General features: G+C 57.2%; 20 protein-coding genes and 4 pseudogenes. 14 read left to right on the forward strand and 10 right to left on the reverse strand.

Features of this window, described 5'->3' with window-relative positions:
- Window positions 1-209: 209 nt before the first annotated feature.
- On the forward strand, window positions 210-1115 hold the full coding sequence (locus tag NANH_RS0120810) for a LysR family transcriptional regulator (protein WP_027263781.1): 906 nt from the start codon (window positions 210-212) through the stop codon (window positions 1113-1115).
- Between the two features lie 359 nt (window positions 1116-1474).
- Here the strand turns inward: NANH_RS0120810 and NANH_RS28120 are convergent.
- Window positions 1475-1749, reverse strand: a pseudogene (locus NANH_RS28120) (transposase); the annotation flags it as partial.
- Between the two features lie 197 nt (window positions 1750-1946).
- Here NANH_RS28120 and NANH_RS0120815 point away from each other — a divergent pair.
- Window positions 1947-2288 (forward strand): zinc ribbon domain-containing protein YjdM, encoded by a 342-nt coding sequence (locus NANH_RS0120815; protein WP_027263782.1) that lies wholly within the window; start codon window positions 1947-1949, stop codon window positions 2286-2288.
- 610 nt (window positions 2289-2898) lie between these two features.
- Here the strand turns inward: NANH_RS0120815 and NANH_RS29095 are convergent.
- The 7 genes and pseudogenes from NANH_RS29095 to pobA all read right to left on the reverse strand — a co-directional run.
- Window positions 2899-3108 (reverse strand): annotated as a pseudogene (locus NANH_RS29095) (ATP-binding protein); the annotation flags it as partial.
- 145 nt (window positions 3109-3253) lie between these two features.
- A pseudogene (locus NANH_RS26780) lies at window positions 3254-3547 on the reverse strand (CoA transferase subunit A); the annotation flags it as partial.
- Window positions 3548-3581: 34 nt separating this feature from the next.
- Window positions 3582-4418, reverse strand: coding sequence for a BKACE family enzyme (locus NANH_RS0120835; protein ID WP_027263783.1), 837 nt, complete (start codon window positions 4416-4418; stop codon window positions 3582-3584).
- 7 nt (window positions 4419-4425) lie between these two features.
- Window positions 4426-5025: a protocatechuate 3,4-dioxygenase subunit alpha gene (gene pcaG / locus NANH_RS0120840; RefSeq protein WP_027263784.1), complete on the reverse strand. Its 600-nt coding sequence runs from the start codon at window positions 5023-5025 to the stop codon at window positions 4426-4428.
- A 2-nt stretch (window positions 5026-5027) separates the two neighbouring features.
- Entirely contained in the window at window positions 5028-5750 is a 723-nt protein-coding gene (gene pcaH, locus NANH_RS0120845; RefSeq protein ID WP_027263785.1) for a protocatechuate 3,4-dioxygenase subunit beta, read from the reverse strand.
- Window positions 5747-6130: a 4-carboxymuconolactone decarboxylase gene (gene pcaC, locus NANH_RS0120850; protein WP_027263786.1), complete on the reverse strand. Its 384-nt coding sequence runs from the start codon at window positions 6128-6130 to the stop codon at window positions 5747-5749. Before pcaC ends, pcaH begins: the two co-directional genes overlap by 4 nt.
- 10 nt (window positions 6131-6140) lie before the next feature.
- Complete coding sequence (gene pobA, locus NANH_RS0120855; RefSeq protein WP_027263787.1) at window positions 6141-7310, reverse strand: 4-hydroxybenzoate 3-monooxygenase; 1170 nt, start codon at window positions 7308-7310, stop codon at window positions 6141-6143.
- 91 nt (window positions 7311-7401) lie between these two features.
- Between pobA and pcaQ the strand changes: the two genes are divergently transcribed.
- On the forward strand, window positions 7402-8322 hold the full coding sequence (gene pcaQ, locus NANH_RS0120860; protein WP_027263788.1) for a pca operon transcription factor PcaQ: 921 nt from the start codon (window positions 7402-7404) through the stop codon (window positions 8320-8322).
- A 175-nt stretch (window positions 8323-8497) separates the two neighbouring features.
- On the opposite strand, the gene NANH_RS0120865 is transcribed toward pcaQ, so the two are convergent.
- Complete coding sequence (locus NANH_RS0120865; RefSeq protein WP_036050171.1) at window positions 8498-9562, reverse strand: Glu/Leu/Phe/Val family dehydrogenase; 1065 nt, start codon at window positions 9560-9562, stop codon at window positions 8498-8500.
- A gap of 206 nt (window positions 9563-9768) precedes the next feature.
- Here NANH_RS0120865 and NANH_RS0120870 point away from each other — a divergent pair, with 206 nt between their 5' ends.
- The 9 genes and pseudogenes from NANH_RS0120870 to NANH_RS28695 all read left to right on the forward strand — a co-directional run bounded on the left by NANH_RS0120870 (window position 9769) and on the right by NANH_RS28695 (window position 19472).
- Window positions 9769-10239: an Lrp/AsnC family transcriptional regulator gene (locus NANH_RS0120870; protein ID WP_027263790.1), complete on the forward strand. Its 471-nt coding sequence runs from the start codon at window positions 9769-9771 to the stop codon at window positions 10237-10239.
- 225 nt (window positions 10240-10464) lie between these two features.
- Window positions 10465-11697, forward strand: coding sequence for a 3-methyl-2-oxobutanoate dehydrogenase (2-methylpropanoyl-transferring) subunit alpha (locus NANH_RS0120875; protein WP_027263791.1), 1233 nt, complete (start codon window positions 10465-10467; stop codon window positions 11695-11697).
- 1 nt (window position 11698) lies between these two features.
- Window positions 11699-12712 (forward strand): alpha-ketoacid dehydrogenase subunit beta, encoded by a 1014-nt coding sequence (locus NANH_RS0120880; RefSeq protein ID WP_027263792.1) that lies wholly within the window; start codon window positions 11699-11701, stop codon window positions 12710-12712.
- The gene (locus tag NANH_RS0120885) at window positions 12713-14389 is read left to right on the forward strand and encodes a 2-oxo acid dehydrogenase subunit E2 (protein ID WP_074920808.1); all 1677 of its coding nucleotides are present in this window, start codon (window positions 12713-12715) and stop codon (window positions 14387-14389) included.
- A gap of 2 nt (window positions 14390-14391) precedes the next feature.
- Window positions 14392-15837 carry a dihydrolipoyl dehydrogenase gene (lpdA, locus tag NANH_RS0120890; RefSeq protein WP_027263794.1) on the forward strand — a complete coding sequence of 482 codons (1446 nt, stop codon included), beginning with the start codon at window positions 14392-14394 and terminating at the stop codon, window positions 15835-15837.
- An 82-nt stretch (window positions 15838-15919) separates the two neighbouring features.
- Window positions 15920-16066, forward strand: a pseudogene (locus NANH_RS0120895) (acyl-CoA dehydrogenase family protein); the annotation flags it as partial.
- Between the two features lie 43 nt (window positions 16067-16109).
- On the forward strand, window positions 16110-17843 hold the full coding sequence (locus tag NANH_RS0120900; protein WP_027263796.1) for a PHA/PHB synthase family protein: 1734 nt from the start codon (window positions 16110-16112) through the stop codon (window positions 17841-17843).
- Window positions 17844-17890: 47 nt separating this feature from the next.
- Window positions 17891-18715 (forward strand): alpha/beta fold hydrolase, encoded by an 825-nt coding sequence (locus tag NANH_RS26785; RefSeq protein ID WP_051372529.1) that lies wholly within the window; start codon window positions 17891-17893, stop codon window positions 18713-18715.
- A gap of 571 nt (window positions 18716-19286) precedes the next feature.
- Entirely contained in the window at window positions 19287-19472 is a 186-nt protein-coding gene (locus NANH_RS28695; protein WP_083557678.1) for a hypothetical protein, read from the forward strand.
- Window positions 19473-19532: 60 nt separating this feature from the next.
- Here NANH_RS28695 and NANH_RS26790 read toward each other — a convergent pair whose 3' ends face one another.
- Window positions 19533-20207 (reverse strand): SOS response-associated peptidase, encoded by a 675-nt coding sequence (locus NANH_RS26790; protein ID WP_245601486.1) that lies wholly within the window; start codon window positions 20205-20207, stop codon window positions 19533-19535.
- Between the two features lie 350 nt (window positions 20208-20557).
- Here NANH_RS26790 and NANH_RS0120925 point away from each other — a divergent pair, with 350 nt between their 5' ends.
- Both NANH_RS0120925 and NANH_RS0120930 read left to right on the forward strand, forming a co-directional pair.
- Window positions 20558-21058, forward strand: coding sequence for a hypothetical protein (locus tag NANH_RS0120925; protein ID WP_027263797.1), 501 nt, complete (start codon window positions 20558-20560; stop codon window positions 21056-21058).
- A complete protein-coding gene (locus NANH_RS0120930) occupies window positions 20979-22802 on the forward strand; it encodes a Fic family protein (RefSeq protein ID WP_211237104.1) in 1824 nt (607 codons plus the stop codon). The genes NANH_RS0120925 and NANH_RS0120930 overlap by 80 nt, the downstream gene beginning before the upstream one ends.
- Window positions 22803-22869: the final 67 nt, after the last annotated feature.

Consider the following 22869-nt stretch of genomic DNA (forward strand, 5'->3'; position numbering starts at 1 on the left):
CCCCAGCTGAATCAAGCAGGGGCAAGGTTGCACATGGGTCAATTCTCAATGACAATTTCTGCAGTTGCCGGGTCAGTTCTCAGTGACAATCAACAATCGGTCGATTCGAACTTGTCTCTTGACTCTACCTTCGCGCTGCGTGATGCACGAAGGATCAATTCCTGCCAATAGTGATGCGTTTTTTGCACCACATTCGCGAGCAAGACAAAATGCATGCTCTCTTTTTGAAGTATTTTGACGAAGTCGCGAGACACCGGTCGATCAGAAAAGCCGCCGCGGTGCTCAATGTCTCATCGACCTCGGTGAACCGCCAGATTCTCGGCGTCGAACGTGCCCTTGGCGTGGCGTTGTTCGATCGGACATCGGCAGGGGTCGAGCTGACAACCATCGGCTCCATCCTGCTGGAGCATTGCCGCAAGACGCTGCACGATTTTGAGAGAACTAAAGTCCTGATCGACGACCTGCGCGATCTGCGGACCGGGCATATCAACATCGAAACCATCGACTCGGTCGCATATGGAATCCTGCCGCAAGCGCTACAAAAGTTCGGCCAGACCTTTCCCGACATTTCGATTTCGGTCACCACTGCGCAACCAGATGAGGTAATGCGGTCCGTCGCGAACGGAGATGCCGATGTCGGCATTACCTTCATGATCGACATGCATCCGAACGTGCGGGTGATTTCGGAGAAGCCAGCGCCGTTCGGTGTCATTCTTCGCCCGGATCACCCGCTAGCCGAGCGTGACAATGTGATAATTGAGGATGTCTGCAGCTATCGCCTGATCCGGACGATTGATGCACGCGGACGAAACTCGATCATCGATCAGGTCGTGTCAACGTTGGCGGCGCCATTGTCGACACATATGTTCACGAACACCCTGTTCCTCGCCAAGCAGATGATCCTCGAAAATCAAGGCATCGGCCTCTACACCAAGATCGGATTTCTCAAGGAAATCGACCAGAACCAGCTCAAATTCGTGCCACTGATACAGGAGGGGCTGAATGACATGCGCATCGGAATGCTTGTGTCCGCGACACAGGGCATCGGTCCCGCCAAACGGCACCTTTGCGACGTGGTCAGTCGCGCAATCCGGGAATTGCGTTTGGATGCATAGTTGTCGTTTGTGCCCGATTGTAGGGCCTGGAATCTGACCGAAGATTGCACCTCGCAGAATGGTTTTTGGTATTGGCAATAAACCAGCGGGCCGTCGGTTTCATACCTTGAGTGCCTGGCTGAGGGAACAGCTTAGCCATGGTGTGGTGCGAATAGTGCCACCAATCTGCGCAAGACGGAGTAATCCGGCCGTATGTATCAAACGTACCGACAATCTAGCTGAACAATCGGCTCGCGTGAATCCATAACAGGGCATGGAACACGCGATATTCGGACTGATCAAAAAGCGCGGTGAGGTAGCTGGTCAGCACAAGGTCGCTATGAAGGCCGCTAACGCGCTTAGGCTTTGGACCCATTGATTTACAGCCAGAACAAGACGGTGGCAGCGAGCGCTATTGCCGACAGCAACGCCTTTGGGCATCGGTCATAACGGGTGGCGACCCGTCGCCGGGCCTTCAGGTGTCCGAACATGATCTCGGTCCGGTTGCGCCGTTCGTCGCGACGCTTGTCCTATCGGCTGGGTTTGCCGCGCGATTTCCGCCTGGAATGCAGGGCTTAATTCCCTTGCCAGTAAGGGCCTCCATGAACCCGTCCGCGTCATATCCGTGGTCTCCCAGCAGCCAATCGGTCGCAGGCCGGAAGCCGTGCGGCGCGCCTTGAGGCCAATGTCTGCTTTCACATTGCTTCGATGAGATGAAAGACCTTTGAGTCGCAAAGGGTAAAACTATGTGTCGCCCCACTACAGACCCCGCAAATCTGATCGGCGGTATTATCAACGTTTGGGGCGTTGTCGGTCTGGTCTCCCCCCGCTCCGGGCACTATAGGCTGACTCATGACTGATACCTTGCCGCCGTGCCCCGAATGTTCATCCATCTACACCTATCAGGTGGACGCCTTGCTTACGTGCCCAGAATGCGGGCATGAATGGTCACCAGGGGCGGAAGCCGACGATTTTGTCGTTGTGCGCGACAGCGTGGGGAATGTGTTGGCGGATGGCGATACCGTGACCGTCATCAAGGATTTGAAGGTCAAAGGGTCTTCCTCGTCTATCAAGGTCGGCACCAAAGTTCGCGGTATTCGGTTGGTGGATGGCGATCACGACATTGATTGCAAGGTGCCGGGGATTGGGCAGATGGGCCTGAAGTCTCAGTTCGTGAAGAAGGTTTCGGAGTAGGGCGCCGCCGACCGTCTTGGCTTTGCCAGCTCAGAACATTGCATTTGATCGTCAGCATCGTCAGCGCGGGGGTTTTCTGGGCTTGGTTTGCTGACAGTACTGACGATCCATTTCACAGTTTCCATCCTGACGACGCTTTGCCCCCCGATAGGACAGGTGCCCGAAGGTGTTCCTGTCCGCGCTCGCCTATGTCGCGTTTCTTTTTTCTGGGCCGCTTGATGTGAAGTGCTATGATGTTGGCAGAAAGGCATAGGGAAACCGCGCGGTCGTGTCGGTCGATGTACTGCCACTGCAGAGCAAGCGATGTAGTCTCGCGAGATTGACGACGATCAATCGGTTGGTCCGCTGGAAAATTTCGGTTCAACAAAACTAATGGGTTAGGCGGGAAGATTATCAGCCGGATTGATACCCCTGCGAATAATTTGGCTGCGTTCGTCGAAACGTGGGAAGAATTATTCAATGATTTGAAAGGGTGGAATTGCATGGTGTGCGGTCATTTCTGTCAATTGGCGTCCAAAGATGTCCTCCTGTGCGCAGGGGTAGCTGGTCCGCGCCGCGGCGCAGCGGTATCGGGCCGGTGGCATTGCGGTCACTCCCGGATCTTGAAGCATCACTTTTCTTTTCCGGTTTCGACGAGGTCGCAATGGTGGGCAAGATGATCGGGGAGCGCCGTCGTCATCTTCGCATCACCAATGGCTGGGGGTTATTCTCCGAAGCCGAGGTCGTTCGCCATGATGATGGAGGTGCGCTCGCAAAGGCGGCTGATCAGATGGAACAGGAGCTGTCCAGCAGTCTTGAAGAACGGCAGGTCGCCCAACTCTCAAGGATCATGTCGGAGGCATGCCCCTGGCGTGGCACGTCCGGCGTGGTGATGGTCAGAGATCGCGGCGGCTCGCGGTGTCGGGCCAGAATGTTTACGGAAAGTGCAATACTGCTCAATTGTCCCCGTCGAAGCCGAACGCGAAATCGGGCTCCGGCACGATTTCCTCGACCTCGGCGACGCAGACCTTGCCGCACATGGCCGCCGGCGGGTTGAAGTTGCGCGCGGTCTTGCGAAACACCAGATTGCCGGTGTCATCGGCCTTCCAGGCCTTGACGATCGACAGATCCGCGACGATGCCGCGTTCCAGAATATAGTCCTGACCGTCGAATTCCTTGCTCTCCTTGCCGTCGGCGATCACCGTGCCCACACCGGTCTTGGTGTAAAAGCCCGGAATGCCGCAGCCGCCCGCGCGCATCCGTTCGGCCAGGGTGCCCCTCCAAGGCCTCGGTGGCGGTGGAATAGGACTTTCTTCATGCCGGACCCTTTCGCAGTCCAAGGGTCTCGCGGGCCTGTTGCCAGGTGGCGACGGGCCGCTCGTATTTGTCGCACAGATCGACCGCCCGTTTCACCAATGCTGCGTTGGAGGGCGCAAGCCTGTGACGATCCAGCCGGACATTGTCTTCAAGCCCCGTGCGGGTGTGGCCGCCCTTTGCGATCGACCATTCGTTGATGGTCAGCTGTGCCGGACCAATTCCTGCTGCGCACCACTGCGCATCGGGGGCAAGCCGTTTCAAGGTCTCGATGTAGAAATCAAAGATCGGCTCATCCGCGGGCATGGAATTCTTCACACCCATGACGAATTGCACGTACAGCGGCCCTTTCAAGCGGCCATCGACCGCCATGCGAGTTGCTTGAACGATATGGCCAAGGTCAAAGGCTTCGATCTCGGGCCTCACATCATGGGCAATCATTTCGGAGGCTAGCCAATCCACCAGATCGGGGCTGTTCTCATAAACGCGGGTGGGGAAGTTGTTGGACCCGACCGAGAGTGACGCCATATCTGGCGAAAGCGGCAGCATCCCACCGCGATCACGCCCCGCGCCTGAACGGCCTCCGGTCGATAATTGCACGATCATGCCGGGGCAGTGTTTTTCCAATCCTTCCTTGAGGCGCGCAAAGCGATCCGGATCGGAAGTCGGTTTGCCCTCATCGTCGCGCACATGGCAGTGGGCGATACTGGCACCGGCCTCGAATGCCTCTTGGCTGCTTTCGATCTGTTCAGTGATCGTGATCGGAACGGCGGGGTTGTTTTCTTTGGTTGGCAAGCTGCCGGTGATGGCGACGCAGATGATGCAAGGATCGGTCATAACGTCCTCACAGGTCAAAGAAGACGGTTTCGCCATCGCCCTGAAGTCGGATGTCGAAATGATAGGTATTTCCCTCGGCCCGCGCGATGAGGGTATTGCGGCGATGGGTCTGCTCAATCAGGTTCAGCACAGGATCGGCGGCATTGGCGGTCTCTTCGTCGTCGAAATACATCCGCGTGTTCAGCCCGATGTTGATGCCGCGCGCGACCAGCCAAAGGTTCAGATGCGGTGCCATCGGGCGGTCGTTTCGGCCCTGCACCGCGCCCGGCTTGACGGTTTCGAACGAATAAGCGCCGGTCCCGAAATCGGGGATCACGCGGCCCCAGCCGCGGAAACCGTCCTCGACATCGCCACTGCCCGGATAGACGCCTTTCGCATTGGCCTGCCAGACCTCGATCAGCACGTCCTTGACCGGGGCGCCCGTGCCATCGATGACGCGGCCCGTAACCGTGATGCGTTTGCCAAGCGCATTTGGGCCGGTGATGTCCCGACCCAATTCGCGAGCGTAGATGTCAAACCCGGCATCCCCCGGAGCCAGGCCGATATGAACATAAGGTCCGGCGGTCTGCGAAGCGGTTTCTTTAAGATAATTCAATGCCTGTACCATGATCAGTTCCCCTCTGGCCGGTTCTCGAAAAACGTCGAGCGATGGCCGCGCAGAACGATGTCGAACTTATAGGCGATGCTGTCGAACGGCACGGTCGCGTTCAGATCGAGCGCTGCGACAAGCTGGTCGATGGCACGTTGATCCGGGATGGTCTTGACGATGGGGCATTTTGCGATCAGCGGATCGCCCTCGAAATACAACTGAGTGATCAGGCGCTGCGCAAAGGCGGTTCCGAAGACCGACACGTGGATATGCGCGGGCCGCCAGTTGTTGACCCAGTTGCGCCACGGATAAGCGCCGGGTTTCACGGTGCGGAAGGTATAGTATCCGTTTTCGTCGGTCAGCGTCCGTCCACAACCGCCAAAATTGGGATCGATAGGCGCAAGATACGTATCTTTCTTATGACGATATCGCCCGCCCGCATTGGCCTGCCAGATCTCGACCAGCGTATTCGGAACGGGGCGTCCGCTTTCATCCAGGACCCGGCCGTGCAGAATGATCCGCTCACCGATGGGATCCCCCGATTTGGCGTAATTACGGATCAGATCGTTGTCGATCGGATCGATATCGCCGTGACCAAAGGTTGGCCCGGTCAGCTCGCTGGCAGAACTCTGCAGCGACAGAAGGGCAAGACGCGGCGCACGTGCCACGCTTGATTTGTAGTCCGGTGCCAGGGCAGGGGGGTGCCATTCCCGATCCCGCTGATAGAGGTCCCTCGTGGTCATGATGCGTCCCCTTCCATCTCGGCGTAGGTTCGTTTTGCCAGCTTGATCGCATGATTGGCGGCCGGAACCCCGGCATAGATCGCGACATGCTGAAATGCCTCGATCACGTCTTGTTTCGAGGCTCCGGTGTTGGCCGTGGCCCGAATATGCATCGGGATTTCCTCAAAATTCTTTGTCGCGGCCAACAGTGCAAGCGTAATCATCGACCTCTCTCGCAGGCTGATGGCGTCGCTCGACCAGACCGTGCCCCAGGCCCCTTCGGCGATCAGTGTCTGAAAAGGCGTATCAAAGTCGGTCTTTGCGGCCTCGGCACGATCCACATGCGAATCGCCCAAAACCCGGCGGCGGATTGCCATGCCCTGGCTTATTCGGTTTGACATTACTTCCATCCTAATACGGCAGACCGACATAGTTTTCGGCCATGACTTTTTGAGCGGCGGCGCTGTTGCGCAGGTACTCCAGCTCGGCGGTTTGTATCTTGCGGTCAAAGTCGCTCTGATCGGGGTAGCGGTGCATGAGCGACGAGAACCACCAACTGAACCGCTCGGCCTTCCAGACCCGCGCGAGTGCCTTGCCGGAATAGGCGTCGATCCCGGCGCGCGCGCCTGTTTCGTAAAATTCGGTCAGCCCGCTGAACAGGTAATGTACATCAGAGGCTGCGGTGTTGAGCCCTTTGGCCCCTGTCGGAGGAACGATATGGGCCGCATCGCCGCACAAGAACAGCCGCCCCCACTGCATGGGTTCGGTCACGAAAGAGCGTAGCGGCGCGATGGATTTCTCAATGCTCGGTCCAGTGACAAGGTTGGCGGCAAAGGATTCGGGAATGCGTCGTATCAGTTCTTGCCAAAAGGCGGCATCGGTCCAATCTTCGGGTTTGTCCGACAGCGAGCATTGGATGTAGTAGCGCGATAATTTCTCGTTGCGCATCGAACACAGCGCGAACCCGCGGTCGGACGCTGAATAGATCAATTCGTGATTGACCGGCGGTGTTTCGGACAGGATGCCGAGCCAGCCAAACGGATAGATCTTTTCATATTCGCGCCGCACATCCAGTGGGATGGATTGGCGGCTGATCCCGTGAAACCCGTCGCACCCGGCGATGAAATCGCAGTCGATGCGGTGCGGCCTGCCACCTTGTCGATAGCTGACATAGGGGCGGTCCGATTTTGCATCATGGATAGCGACGTCCTGGGCGTCAAACTCGATGGCGCCGCCCGCTTGTTCCCGAGCGGCGTAGAGATCGCGAGTCACTTCGGTCTGGCCGTAGACCATCACATTGCTGCCCGTATGTGCCGCAAAATCGATGCGGAAAATGTCGGTGCCATAAGAAATCTGGGTGCCTGAATGGATGAACCCTTCGGCGTGCATGCGTGTGGCGCAGCCTGCCTGCTCCATCAGCTGGACCAGACCGGTCTCAAGCACGCCCGCCCGGATCCTGCCCAGCACATAGTCCTTGGTCTTGCGTTCTAGAACGATACTCTCAATGCCGCGCCGGTGCAGAAGTTGCGAAAGCAAAAGCCCCGATGGACCACCTCCAATAATGACAACCTGTGTTTTCATGAGACCCCCGCTGCTCAATCTCATTTTGAGATACTTGAAACGGCATGTAAAATGACTTTACAGCAATTTTAGTTGCAACTTTGGAAACCAAATGAACAGTCGGATCAGAATTCGTCACCTCGAAGCCTTTGTGGCAATAGCACGTGAAAAGCAGTTGAAACGGGCGGCCGAAAAGCTTGGGCTGACTCAGCCTGCAATTTCGAAAACTCTCAAGGATCTGGAACAAATCCTTGAGGTCACTTTGATGGAACGTGGCCGGGCAGGGATTCTGTTGAGCGCCAAAGGCGAGGTATTCCTGCAGTTTGCCGAACAAAGCATCGCCGCACTGAATACCGGGGTGAATACAATATCCGCAAGAGGTCCGGACGGTAGCGCGCGCCTGTCCATTGGTGTGTTGCCAAGCGCAGCCGCAACACTTTTGCCCACTGCAAGCGAAGTGTTCCGCAAAACGTCACCGAATGTACTGTTATGTATAGAAGAGGGCCCTCATGGGTATCTGACAAACAAGTTGCGGGCGGGTGCGCTTGACCTTGTCATCGGGCGGCTTGGCCGACCTGCATCCATGGCCGGGCTTTCGTTCACGCAGCTTTATACGGAAACGGTCGTCATTGTCGCAGCGCCGGATCATCCGTTAGCGGGCGCGACCCATCTGTCGGAACTCGCTGGCGCAAACATGATATATCCAGCGGAGGAGTCCGCCATTCGCCCGCTCTTGGCGCGTCTGCTGATCGCTCAGGGTTTACCGCTCTTTGAGGACCGGATTGAGAGCGTATCCGGTGCGTTTGGACGGGCCATGGTCCTGGGGCCGGCCCGCGCTATCTGGTTTATCTCGAAAGGCGTTGTAAAGGGCGATCTGGACACCGGTCGGATGGTGCAGTTGGATATCGATATGCGCGCTACAACCGGGCCTGTCGGTTTGATGACTCGGTCCGAAGATGTAGCAAACGCCCCGATGCAGATGTTCAGGAACGCATTGATCAAAGGCGCGAAAATGACTCTGACCAATTCATGATGCAAAGCCTGACCTGGACAGCCTCTTGATATAGAGTGCCAAGCGCCCCCTGATGCCATGGCCGACCGACCGTGCGATCATTAAGGCGCAGTCGAAAATGCCTGGGGGTGAGACGTCAGATCGTAGTGCAAGGCAACAAGGAAAGCGTTCATTGTTGCCTTGCAATCTCGATACCTTATTGCAAGCGGCGTTCGATCAGCCTGTTCGCGACCAGGTGTGGTGGTTCGCCGGTTTCGTCGGCGCGCTGGAAGACCTGTTCCAATGTTGTTGCCAGTCCCGCAATGCGGCTTTCGCGATAGCTCGGATCGTCAATCTTCAGAATTTCCATCGCCACATTCACGATGCCACCCCCGTTCACGATATAGTCGGGCGCATAGAGGATACCGGCGTCCTGCAGCCGCTGCCCGCAGCTGTCATCGGCGAGCTGATTGTTTGCCGCACCGACGACAAATCGTGCCTTCAACAGTGCAATCGCATCGGCGGTCAGTGCACCGCCCATTGCGCAGGGGGCAAAAATGTCGACGTCCTGATGCAGGATGGCGTCCGGTGCAGTGACCGATGCCCCAAGGCGGGCTTCAGCGGTGCGCACGGTTTCGGCGTTGATGTCGCTCACTATCAGCTTTGCTCCGGCCCTATGCAGCATCTCTGCAAGGCTCATGCCAACATGACCCAGCCCCTGAATGGCGACTTTCTTGTCAGTCAGGTCGTCCGATCCCAGCCCGTGTTTCAGGGTCTGCCTGAGGCACAGGAACACCCCGCGCGCGGTGACCGGCGACGGATCGCCGCTGGCGAACTCCCCGCCTTCAAGACCCGCGACATATGCGGTCTTTTCCGCGATATGGGCCATGTCCTGTGGCGACACGCCGACATCCTCGGCGGTATAATAATCGCCCGCCAGATGTTCGATGAATGCACCGAAGGCGCGCATCAGTGCCGGAGTCTTCTGGGTTTTCGGATCGCCGATGATCACCGACTTTCCTCCACCAAGCGGCAGTTCAGCAGCGGCATTCTTGTAGGTCATGCCCCGCGACAGACGCTCGACATCATAGATCGCGTCTTCGGCTTTTGCGTAGTTGAACATCCGGCATCCGCCAGCTGCAGGCCCCCGCCGCAGCGAATGAATGGAGACCAAAGCGTGCAGCCCTGTCTGGGCGTCTTGCGCCTCGATCAGTCGTTCGTAACCTTCGCTGGGTTTGAGATCACGAATGATAAGGCTGTGATCGGCGGTTATCTGGTTCATGTGTGGTCCCTCTTGTTTCAAAGACAGAACGGTTGAATTGGGGTAGGGTCATGCGCATCGTGTCGCGATCTGGTCTACGTGGCCTGTCCCGACTGAATGCGTATATCTTATGGCTGCATTGCCAGAATGACTGTTCGAATCTATAAATCTCACATGTGGATTCAAAATCAGATTTTGATGGAACACGGAATGTCGAAAGAAAATTCGTGAAACCTCTGGACGCGACTGATCTGCGAATCCTTCGGACGTTGCTCAAAGAAGGCAATATCCCGAACACGAAGCTGTCGGAAATCGTGTCCCTGTCGACCAGCCAATGCTGGCAGCGCGTGCAGCGCCTGCAGCGCGAAGGGTATATCGAAGGATACTATGCGGTAATCAATCATCGCCTGCTTGGGTATTCTGATATCGTTCTGGTCGAGATCTCGGCGGCTCGCGACGAAGTCACGCGCGTTTCCGAACTGTGTGAAGAACTCAGCAAGATTCCAGAGGTCCTGGAGGTCCACCTGACATCCGGAGAGTTCGATTGCTTCATCAAAGTCGCGGTCGACGGGACACGTGGGTTTGAGGCTTTCCTCAGCCAGAAGCTGTATCGCATCAAGGGCATCCGGGATTCCCGGTCGTCCTTTTCTCTGAAGTCATTCAAAAACGAGTCCGGATTCGTACCCGACTCGATCTAGGGTCATTTCGAACGATGGGTGTTCGAATAATAATTTTGCCACTTACCCAGTAGGCAAAATTGTATCTCGTTTTTTCGTTTTGCGGGCTGGAAGAACAGGTAGCAATTTATTCCGGCCACCAATACCCTTCTCTGCAATGCTTCAGCCGCCACGGAATACAACGCGTGCCGGTTAGCTGGTTGGCGAGGCAACTGCCCGTGCAAACCCATTCAATACGAGGACGCCATGACTGAAACGCCCCCGCTTTCGCTTAAGGTTCCGCAGCCCGAATTCAGACCCGGCGACACGCCAGATTTTTCCGGCATCGAAATCCCGGCGGCCGGTTCCGTGCGGCGACCGGACGTTGATGAGCCAGCCGATGGCATGCGCGATCTCGCCTTTACCATCATCCGTGTGCTCGACGATCAGGGCAATGCTGTCGGAGATTGGGCCGACAGCCTGAGCGATGACGAGATCGCCCGAGGGTTGCGGGACATGATGACGCTGCGCATCTATGACAGCCGGATGATGACGGCACAGCGTCAGGGCAAAACCTCTTTTTACATGCAGCACCTCGGGGAAGAGGCGATCAGTTGCGCCTTTCAGCGGGCCTTGCACAAGGGCGATATGAACTTTCCCACATACCGGCAAGCCGGGTTGTTGATTGCATCGGGCTATCCGCTGGAAACCATGATGTGCCAGATCTTTTCCAATGAAGCGGATCCGCTTCATGGCAGACAGCTGCCGGTGATGTATTCGTCAAAAGACCACGGGTTTTTTACGATCTCAGGTAATCTTGCCACCCAGTATATTCAGGCGGTCGGCTGGAGCATGGCCTCGGCGATCAAGGGCGATACCAAAATCGCCGTTTCCTGGATCGGCGACGGGTCCACATCGGAAAGCGATTTTCATGCGGCCCTGGTTTTTGCCTCGACCTACACTGCGCCGGTGGTGCTGAACGTCGTTAACAACCAATGGGCAATTTCCACGTTTCAGGGGCTTGCGCGAGGTGGGTCGCATACGTTTGCGGCGCGCGGCCACGGGTTTGGCATCCCGTCGCTGCGCGTGGATGGCAACGATTATCTGGCTGTGCATGCCGCTGCGAAATGGGCCACCGAGCGCGCGCGGCGTAATCTGGGTCCGACCCTGATCGAGCATGTGACCTACCGTGCAGGGGGGCATTCCTCATCCGACGATCCAAGCGCCTATCGGCCGAAATCCGAGAGTGAAATCTGGCCGCTGGGCGATCCGATTGACCGGCTCAAGACGCATCTTATCGTCAAGGGCCTATGGTCGGAAGATCGCCATAAACAGGCCAGCGCCGAGATCACCGATATGGTGATAGAGTGCCAGAAACGCGCCGAGTCGATTGGCACGCTGAACTCGGGCCACGTCCCTTCGCCGCGCGATATGTTCGAGGATGTATATGCCGAAATGCCGCCGCATCTTGTTCGGCAGCGTCACGACGTGGGATATTGACATGACACAGATGACTATGATCACGGCGATCCAGAATGCCCATGATGTTGCAATGGCCCGCGACGAGAATGTCGTCGTGTTCGGCGAGGACGTTGGCTATTTCGGCGGCGTGTTCCGCTGCACCGCCGGGCTACAGCAGAAATACGGATCCGCGCGCTGCTTTGATGCGCCGATCAGCGAATTGGGTATTGTCGGTGCCGGTGTTGGCATGGCGGCCTATGGGCTGAAACCCGTGATCGAGGTGCAATTCGCCGATTACATGTACCCCGCCTATGACCAGATCGTGTCTGAAGCCGCGAGAATGCGCTACCGCTCGGGCGGTGAATTTACCTGTCCGATGGTGGTGCGTATGCCCACCGGTGGCGGTATTTGGGGCGGGCAGACCCACAGCCAGAGCCCTGAAGCGTTGTTCACCCATGTTTCAGGTCTGAAAACAGTCATCCCGTCGAACCCGCGTGATGCAAAAGGGCTGTTGTTGGCGGCGATTGCAGACCCTGATCCTGTGGTCTTTCTTGAGCCCAAGCGACTTTATAACGGGCCGTTTGACGGCTATCATGACAGACCGGTTCAGCCCTGGAAAAAGCACCCGCTTGGCGAGGTCGATCCGGACTATTACGAGATCCCGCTGGGTACCGCGGCAGTCGCCCGCGAAGGGCGGGACCTGAGCATCGTGACCTACGGCACCATGGTACATGTGGCGCAGGCCGCGGCCGAGGCCACCGGCATCGATGCCGAGGTGATCGACCTGCGCACTCTGATCCCGCTGGACACCGAAACGGTCATGGCTTCGGTTCAGAAAACCGGGCGCTGCCTGGTGTTGCACGAGGCGACGCTGACGTCTGGCTTTGGCGCGGAACTTGCGGCGCAGATCCAGTCGGAATGTTTCTATCATCTCGAAGCGCCGGTGCTACGGGTGGCGGGCTGGGACACGCCTTATCCGCATGCGCAGGAATGGGCGTATTTTCCGGGACCCGACCGGGTCGGTCGCAACATGAAAAAATTGATGGAGGCGTAAATGGGACTGTACACCATCAAGCTGCCCGATGTCGGCGAAGGTATTGCCGAGGCGGAACTGGGGGTCTGGAAAGTCGCGATTGGCGATGTCGTCAAGGAAGACGACATCCTGACCGAGATGATGACCGATAAGGCCGCCGTCGAAATCCCGTCCTCGGTATCGGGCAGGGTCGTCTGGCTGGGCTGCGATGCGGGTGATATCCTGTCCATCGGCGCTGATCTGATCCGGCTGGAAGTCGAGGGCGTGGGCAACACCGGCGCCGAGGCGGCATCAGCGAATGTAGAACCCGCGTCAAAGCCAGACGCAAAGGTCGCCACGCCGGAACTGGCACAAGCCGCCGCTGCATCAACGCCACAGCCCGGTTTGCAACTCGGCGACGGCAAGGGCCTGCATGAAATCAAGGTGCCGGATGTCGGCGAAGGCATAGCCGAGGCGGAACTGACCGGCTGGAGTGTCGCGGTCGGCGCCGAAGTCCAGGAAGACGACATCATCGCCGAGGTGATGACCGAAAAGGCAGCAGTCGAGATCCCGTCGGATATTTCGGGCACAGTGCTGTATCTGGGAGGCGCGGTGGGTGATACGCTTGCCATCGGCAGCACATTGATGCTGCTTGAAGTCGACGGCACCGGCAACACGACAGTTGAAGTGGCTTTACAGAAGATGGGATCTTCCGTGACATCCCCCGCAGCCGCGCCAGCCAAATCCGCGACCGCGCCCGTGTCCAAGGCTCGGCCCACGGCAGCCGCGCCCAGGGCCGAAAGCAAATCCGCTGCTCCCGCCTCGCCCTATCGTCGGGCCGAGGGTGAAAAGCCGCTGACAACGCCATCGGTGCGCAAACGGGCGCGCGAGATGGGTGTCGATTTGCGCCTTGTCTCGGGCAGCGGTCCTGCCGGGCGGATCACCCATGAGGATTTGACCCATTTCCACCAGAGCGGCGGGCAGAGCGCGACGGGCATCGCCAAGCGCCCGCGACTGACTGCCGAAACCGAAGAAAAGGTCATCGGCCTGCGTCGCAAGATCGCCGAACGGATGGCGCTGTCCAAGTCGCGCATTCCACATATCACCATCGTCGAAGAGATTGATGTCACCGACCTTGAGGATCTGCGGAGCCAGCTCAACAAGGCCCGTGCCGAAAGCCGGGGCAAGCTGACCATGCTGCCATTTGTGATCCGCGCCATTGTGGATGCGGTCGCTGCGCAACCCAACCTGAACGCGCATTTCGAAGATGATCATAGCGTCTTGCGCAAATTCCAAGCGGTGCATGTCGGCATCGCAACCCAGACTCCGGGCGGGTTGATCGTTCCGGTTGTGCGCCATTGCGAAGCGCTGAGCCTTTGGGACAGTGCCGCCGAACTTGGCCGTCTTGCAACGGCCGCCAAAGCTGGCAAGGCCAAGGCCGAGGACCTGAGCGGTTCGACGATAACCATCACCTCGCTGGGACCGCTCGGGGCCTTGGCGACCACGCCGATCATCAACTATCCCGAGGTGGCGATTGTTGGGATCAACAAGATGGAGGTACGCCCGCATTGGGACGGTTCGGGCTTTGTGCCCCGAAAAAAAATGAACATTTCCTGCAGCTTTGATCATCGGGTCATCGACGGTTGGGATGCGGCAGTCTTCGTCCAGAAACTCAAGTCGCTGTTCGAAGCGCCTGCATTGCTGATGCTGGAGGATTGATCATGGAAGAACTGAAGTGCAAATTGCTGGTGATCGGTTCGGGCCCGGGCGGTTATGTCTGCGCCATCCGCGCCGGACAACTGGGCGTGGACACGATTATTGTCGAGGCAAAAGCCCATGGCGGCACCTGTCTGAACGTCGGCTGCATCCCCTCCAAGGCGCTGATCCACGCCGCCGAGAAATTTTCGCACGCGATCCATTTCACAAGCGACAATCCATTGGGAATATCCGTGCAAAAGCCTCAGATCGACCTGCAAAAGACGGTCGCGTGGAAGGATGGTATCGTCGCCCGTCTGAACGGCGGTGTCGGGATCTTGCTGAAACGGGCCGGGGTGCGGGCGATCATCGGCCATGCACGGTTCCGTGACGGAAAATCGGTGTTCGTCAAAACCGATATGGGCGAGCAACTGATCCATGCGGAAAAGATCGTCATCGCGACCGGCTCGGTGCCGTTTGAAATTCCGTCCTTGCCGTTTGGCGGCGATGTCATTTCGTCTACGGGCGCGCTGGCGCTGACTGCGGTGCCCAAACAACTGATCGTTGTCGGCGGCGGCTATATCGGACTTGAAATCGGCACTGCTATGGCCAAGCTGGGCGCCAATGTGACGGTGGTCGAATTTGCCGCGCGGATCCTGCCGCAATATGACACGGACCTGACCAAGCCGGTGGCCGACCGTCTCGCAGCGCTTGGAGTCACGGTGATGCTTAACGCCAAGGCCGAAGGGCTGAACGCCGCTAAGGACGCGCTGCGGGTCACGCTGGAGGGCGGCGAAAAAACCGAACTGCCGTTCGACAAGGTTCTGGTTGCCGTCGGGCGCAAAGCGCGAACGCAAGATTGCGGGCTGGATGAACTGGCTCTGAAAATGAACGGCACCTTTATCCAGATCGACAACCGCTGCCAAACCTCGATGCGCGATGTCTTTGCCATTGGCGACGTGACCGGTGAGCCGATGCTGGCACACCGGGCCATCGCGCAGGGCGAGATGACCGCCGAAATCGTAGCGGGTGGTCCGCAAGCTTGGGACAAGCAGTGTATCCCGGCGGTGTGCTTTACCGATCCGGAAATTGTAACCGCCGGTCTGGGACCGGACGAGGCGCGTGCGCTGGGGCATGACATCGTCACTCCGGGTTTTACGCCCGAGGAAGAGTTGGTCCTGAACCGCGAGATCGTGATCGGCAAATTTCCGTTCACCGCCAATGGGCGTGCCATGACGATGGAGAGCGAAAGCGGCTTTATCCGCGTCGTCGCACGGGCAAGCGATCATGTGATACTGGGCATTCAGGCCACGGGTGGTGGAATTTCCGAACTGGCCGCGACCTTTGCACTGGCAATCGAAATGGGCGCGCGTCTTGAAGATATCGCAGGCACCATCCACGCCCACCCGACCCAGAGCGAAGGCTTGCAGGAGGCCGCGCTGAAGGCGTTGGGCCATGCCATCCACATCTGAACCGAATGTCGATGCGTACTGAAAGACTGAGCTGATGGATTTTGCGTCGACAGAAGAACAGAAGGAGATTTTCGGGATCGTCTTTGAGTTCGCCAACGACGCGCTGCAACTGCATGGCGGCTGTGGCTATCTGGCCGATTACGGGGTGGAAAAGCTGGTGCGCGATTTGCGGGTGCACCAGATCCTTGAAGGTAGCAATGAAATCATGCACCTTTGCGTGTCGCGGTAATGGCTCGCCGAACGTGGCTGAACTGAATATCAAGGAGAGAGAGATGGATCAGGAGATCATGAAAAAACTGTCCCAAACCATGTTGGATGCAACCAAGTCGCATCCGCTTTTTGCCGGGATGGATGGCACACTGATGTCCGATCTCGCCAGGAACTGGACCGAGGCGGCGCAGGCGATGACGGCCCCCAATGCGCAGGCCTGGGGCGCGTGGGCCAAAATGTGGTCCGGCGATCCCTCCGAGATGTCCAATCTGTGGCTGACCTCATTGCCTGGCGGCAAGGCACAAGCTGCGCCAAGCAAGGATCGCCGCTTTGGCGATGAGGCCTGGAACGAAGGCATCTTTCCGCTTCTGCGCCAGTCCTATGAGCTGACTGCAAAGGCGATGGTCGATCTGGCGGACAAGGCCGGGCTGCCCGAACACGAGCAACGCAAGCTCAGCTTCTATGCCCGTGTGACAGCCGACAACCTCGCGCCGTCGAATTTTGTTCTGTCCAATCCAGAAGTGCTGAAGCTGGCACAGGAAACCGGTGGTCAAAGCCTGATTGACGGGTTCAGCAACCTGCTCGCCGACCTTAAGAAAGGCTATATCACCACCACCGACGAAAGCGCTTTCAAACTCGGCGAAAATCTGGCGACAACACCAGGCGCTGTGGTCTATCGTAACCCGCTGATCGAACTGATCCAATATACCCCGGTAACCCCCAAGGTGCGGGCAAATCCGATCCTGATCGTGCCGCCCTGCGTGAATAAATTCTACATCTTCGACATCAACGAAAAGAAGTCGATGATCCGGTACTTGCTGGAAGAGGGCAATTCGGTTTTTGTCATTTCCTGGCGCAACGCCGGCCCCGAGACTCGCGATTATGACTGGGATGACTATATCACCAAGGGCGTGATGGCCGCCATCGATGCCACGGCCGATATCGCCAAGGCCGAGAAGATCGATCTACTGTCCTGGTGCAATGGGGGCACTCTGCTGCTGGCGGCTCTGGCAGTGATGCCCGAGGCGCAGAAATCCCTCGTGGGATCGGCAACGTTCTTGTCCTCGCTGTTGGATTTCAGCGATCCCGGCGAAGTCGAGGTATTCGTGGATCAGGCCCAGAATGAGGTTTACAAGGCGCGACTTGGCACTGCCAAAGTGGCGCCGGGGCGCGATATCGCGCGGGCGATGGCAATGCTGCATGTCAACGAAAGCATCTGGGGGTTCGTCGTCAACAACTATCTCAAGGGGCAAAACCCGCCGCCTTCTGATATCCTGTATTGGAACGCCGACACATCGAACATGCCTGCGCCGTATTATTCATATTTCGTCGAAGAGATGTATCAGGCCAACAAGCTGAAGGATCCCGGTGCGCTGACCTTGCTGAACCAGCCGGTGGATTGCGCAAATATCGACGTACCGTGCTGTTTTGTGTCCGCCACGGGCGATCATATCGTTCCCTGGAAGACCTCGTATGCATCAACAGCCCTGCTGCCCAAAGTGACAGAGTTTATTCTGACATCGGGTGGCCATGTGTCCGGCACCGTCATCAACCACCCGGTGAAGAACCGCCGTTACTTTCTGTCGGGCGGTGACCGTTCCGGATCATCGGATGCCTGGCAGGCCTCGGCGGACCGAACCGAAGGGAGCTGGTGGCCGCATTGGCTTGGCTGGCTCGACCGGACCAGCGGTGCCGACCAACGCAGCGCGCCGCGAGTCCTGGGCAACCGAAACCACCCCGAGCTTGCTCCGGCACCCGGAACATATGTGCTGGAAAATGTGCCGCAGGACGGGTAAGTCTCTGGTTATCGGACAATAACACCTGAGCGTTGGGGACCTTGCCATTGCCACATATCCACGAGGCCCCGGAAAACAGCAGGTTTCAGAAAATTTCCGCAGGCGGTGTGAATTTGCGGGTCTTTACCCGGGATCTGCAGCAAGCTGGCGTGCCACTGGTGATCTGCAATGGCTTGGGGCAGTCGGTCGAGATCCTCTATCCGTTGCTGCAGGAGTTGCCCGGCAGGCCCATCATTGCGTTTGATGCGGCCGGTGCGGGCCGCTCGGATGTCCCCGATGACATGACGACGATTCCGCGACATGCATCCATGTTGACCGAGATTCTGGATCACCTGGGGGTCGGGCAATGTGACGTTATGGGCATTTCCTGGGGCGGAGCGGTGGCGCAGCAGATCGCATACGACCGGCCCGACCGTGTGCGTAAGCTGGTTCTGGCCATCACCTCGGCAGGGGGGATAGCCAGTTGGTGGGGTTCGCCCATCGCGCTCTCTGAAATCATGTTCCCGTGGCGTTATATGAACAAGGCCTACGGAGATTTCATCGGCCCGTTCATGTATGGTGGCGAGGCATTGCTGCAGCCAGCGCTGTTTCGCGAGTATTCCAGACTGGCCATACGCCCGACGTACAAAGGGTATGCGGCTCAGGTACAGGCCTTGTGTTCGTGGAGCAGTCTGCCCTGGCTTGCCAATCTGACAATGCCCACTCAGGTTATCGGTGGCGCTCTGGATACGCTGATCCCGATCGCCAATCAGATGCTTCTGGCCAGCCTGATCCCGAACGCCAGGTTGAAAGCTTTCCCTGCGGGTCATCTATTGATGTATTCACGCCGCTCGGAAGTCGGGGATTTGATGACTGATTTTCTCGACAACTGAAGCTCTGTTGATCGGTCGCCGGATGGCAGTCGATATCGCAAGTTCGATATTTCGCGGCCCTGTATCTGCGCCGCCCGGTTTTGAGTTCTTTGCTGCGCGGGTCAGAATGGTTTCGGCGGGGCTGAAATAGGTGCTGGCCCTCACGGGGAGCCATGGGGCGCTAGATGAACTATTCCCCAAGACCCTTGCTCACGTCCTGAGGCCAGCGCCTGCGGAACCGCTTGCGACCACCTGCCAGTTCGTCAATGTGCTTCAACTTCATCACCACCGCCATTTCGATTTGTCCTGTTTGTGTCCAAGAATGTGTCTCGGAACACAGGTGCAAACCCCTGATAGCTAACGGTTTATGGGTGATCAATCGTTGTTGGTGGTGCACGGGACAGGAGCAGTCTCGAACACCGCAGTGCCCGTCGATGCGTTATCTCCTGACGATCTGACCGCGATATTTGAAACACTTCAAGAATGGGAAGAGGTTTTATCCACAATTGTCTGACGTCAGCGCCATTGGGACAGTTTAGGGTGATTTGATAAGAGAGGGTTTCTGGCACATCGTAACCACCAAGGAGTGGAGATGAGACAGAAACCCGGAACACGTAAGAGCCACGGCGAGAAAGTCGTCAAAGACATCCGCCGAGCCACCCGCAAGCAGTATTCAGCGGAAGAGAAGATCAGGATCGTGCTGGACGGCCTGAGCCGACTTTCGCCAAGTCCGACGCCTGCACAGATGCAGTTGCTGATTTGCCGAAGCGTCTGTTAGGTCCGCTATCATTCAGTTGACCGCCGATACGCCGAAGACCGGCTAACGCATACGCGGGACTCACATCTCTTCGACCAATTCCGGCCCGTCGTCGCGCATACCGAACCGCTTCACCGGATGATGCTTTAGGATGGCGTCTGCCCCGATCCCGGCGTCATCCGTGCCGCCCATCCACGCCTCCCGCTCATCAGAATTCAGGATAACCGGCATTCGATTGTGGACCTGTTCGACACATGCATTTGCCGGGCGCGTCAGGATTGCGCACGTGTGGATATCGTTCCAGTGCGATGACAGGCCCGCGAACCACAGGGTTTCCTCGTTGCCTGCCGACAGGATGACATGCGGTTGCTTGTGCCCCTTTTCACCTGTCCACTCATAGTAGCCACCGGCAGGGATCAGGCATCGCCCCGACTTCCACGCATTGCGAAAGGTCGGTTTCTTCGCGGCTTCCTCGATCCGGGCATTGAACGTGGTGGCCTTCCAGTCCTTTGCTTCGCCCTTGGACGCGGTGAGCCTGCCGGAGGTGGCATCATGAACCGCCGCGACCTTCTTGCCGCCGCACCCGCCGTAGCTGTTGCCGGTACGGCGAACGCACTTCCGCTCACCGCCGAATCTGGCGACACGCCGATAATGCGGCTGTTTCGTGAGCACCGAGCCATCACAGATGCAGCCCGAAAGCATGAGAGCAAAGCAATCGGAAAGGCCGAGGACGAAGGGCTTGACCGTCTGTTCCATGTCAGAACGGACCGGATCGAAGATGAAATGATGTCTCTGCCGCAACTTCCGCTTCTGACTTCGCGCGAAGATAATTGTCGCCACCGTCTGCGGCGGATGTGTTCTCGACTGGGATACCCATCCAGTTTGGCAGGAGGCCCGCGCATATGAGATGGTCGGGATCGAGCCACGCTACAAGAAGTCGGAGGCGGTCTGACGGCTGGCCCGGTGCATTCATGGCGTTCACGACGAGACAGGCGCGAGCAGCTCACCAAACAGAGAGGGGGTGATTGACGGCAAGCCAATACTCACCGAAGGCTCGCCATTTTGCGGGCCTTCTCACCGTTTTCGACATTTCAAAAGCAAATTTCATGACCTATCATTATACACTGAACCGGCGCTGGTCCGACCGGTTTCTGCCGGACATCAAGCGCCTTATCGGAGCACATCTGCTGAACGTCGCACCCGATCCGCTGGACCGGCTCCATGCAACAGACCTGCTGATGCTGGACGCCCGCGACATGCGGATCGCCGCACGTGTCAGACGACCCGGCTACGCCCTGCGCTATCCGCACCAGTTCACCATCCGCTCTCATGTCCCGTCAGGGGCTGAAACGGAACTGTCCAAGATTGTGAACGGATACGGTGACTGGATGTTCTACGGCCATGTCAGCGCCTCACAAACGCATATAGAGCACTGGCGGTTGATCGACCTTCGGGCGTTCCGAGCGGCCCTCATACGTCACGCAAACGGCGGTCAACAGCTTGTCATGGGTGACCAGGCCAACCCGGATGGCACCTGGTTCAAGTGGTTCGATATCAGGAGCTTTCCAGCGGAGCCGCCGTTGGTGGTGGCGGGGTCAGCCTTTTAGTGAATTTGGCACCTGTGGCAATGTAGTGCCGGTGCTGTTTTCTTGGTGGCATCATGAGACCAACCTCCAATATCATGCAGAAAGCCACAGCATATTGTTGCAATGTCAATGTGCCTGCACCAAAAAAGGAAAAGAAAAAAACATCTTGACGCCATTTGTGCAAAAAATCTACGGCGAAGTAACAAAACCGATGGGACTACCTGTGGTCATGACAGAAACAAACGACAGTCCAAGAAAACTTTTTCGGTCACGGACCCTGCCTGTTCCCGCATACCTCGCGGGCTACTCGCATTTGATCGATGCACTAGGTCTTAACACAATTCTACCTTCCCAGCTACATGCTGTCGCTGGGAACAATACGAGGCAGCGCTCATCAGATTGGATCATCCATCCCCACCCGAAGCGACCTAGGCGGTCACACTATGACCATATGGTGTTTGCCCTAAAGTATGAGGGGGTAAACCTACTGATATTGAAGCAAGTTTTCCAGAAGATTGGAGCAGGGGAACTTCAAAGCGCTATCAATGCCCAACCAACGAGCGGATATGCTAGGAGGCTTTGCTTTCTTTTTGAGTGGCTTACCCAGCAAGAGTTGATTGCACCGGATAGTCTCGGTGGTGCATACGTTGATGCCGTTGACCCCAAACACCAGTATGCAGCGAGCAGACCTGACAACATTTCACGCTGGCGGGTGAGAGATAATCTTCCAGGCACGCCCGGATTTTGTCCACTGGTTACGCGCACAAAGAAGCTCGACCGCTACTTTGAACTAGACCTCTCAGCCGAGGCAGAGCAGACAATACGTGACGTTCCCAAAGAACTACTAAGACGCGCTGCGGCCTTCCTGCTCCTAAATGATTCCAAAGCGTCTTTCGAAATCGAGAAGGAGCGTCCTTCAAAAGACAGAGCGCAACGTTGGGCTACTGTGATAGGGCGTGCGGGCGAGAGCCGGTTGTCCGTCGCGGTACTTGTGGAAATGCAGAGAGCGCTAATAGAAGATGACCGCTTCGTGAAGCTTGGGCTTCGTGAAGAAGGCGGTTTTGTAGGTGAGCATACACCTTTCGGAGAGCCTCGCCCGGACCACATTAGCGCAAAGGCACAGGACTTAGATAGCCTAGTAGCTGCTTTGGTTGCTTACGAGGCGTCCTCTGAGATCAGAGAGTACGATGCTGTTCTAACTGCAGCCGCCCTTGCCTTTGGCTTTGTTTATGTACACCCGTTTGAAGACGGGAACGGTCGTCTTCATCGCTATCTTATCCATCATGTATTGGCGACCAGAAAATTCTTCCCTGAGGATGTGATCCCGCCTATCTCGGTAGCTATTTTGGCTGATCTCGTCGCCTATCGGCACGTACTAGAGAGCGTTTCGCAACCTATGCTTTCGGTCGTTAACTGGCAGCCGACCCAGCGTGGCAACGTTGAAGTGCTTAACGAAACAATTGATTACTATAGATATTTTGATTCCACACCTCACGCCGAGTTCCTTTTTGACTGCCTTAAACGTACAATAGAAAAGGAACTTCGCGACGAGTTGCGCTTCCTGTCTTCTAGGGATGATTTTCATCGTGGAGCACGAGAAATAATTGATATGCCGGAGCGCATTCTGGACCTACTATTCCATATGTTGCGCCAAAACGATGGCCATTTCAGCAAACGCATGCGAGCGCGTGAGTTCGATTTACTTCGCGACTCCGAGGCGGCTGAGTTTGAAAAACTATACAGAGAGACGACATCAAGCCTTTGACGACAGCCGCGGACTTTGGGGCACCATCGCCTAACTGAATGGGACCAGCAAGATCAACGCAGTCGAT

Source organism: Sedimentitalea nanhaiensis DSM 24252 (genome assembly GCF_000473225.1).
Lineage (GTDB): Bacteria > Pseudomonadota > Alphaproteobacteria > Rhodobacterales > Rhodobacteraceae > Sedimentitalea > Sedimentitalea nanhaiensis.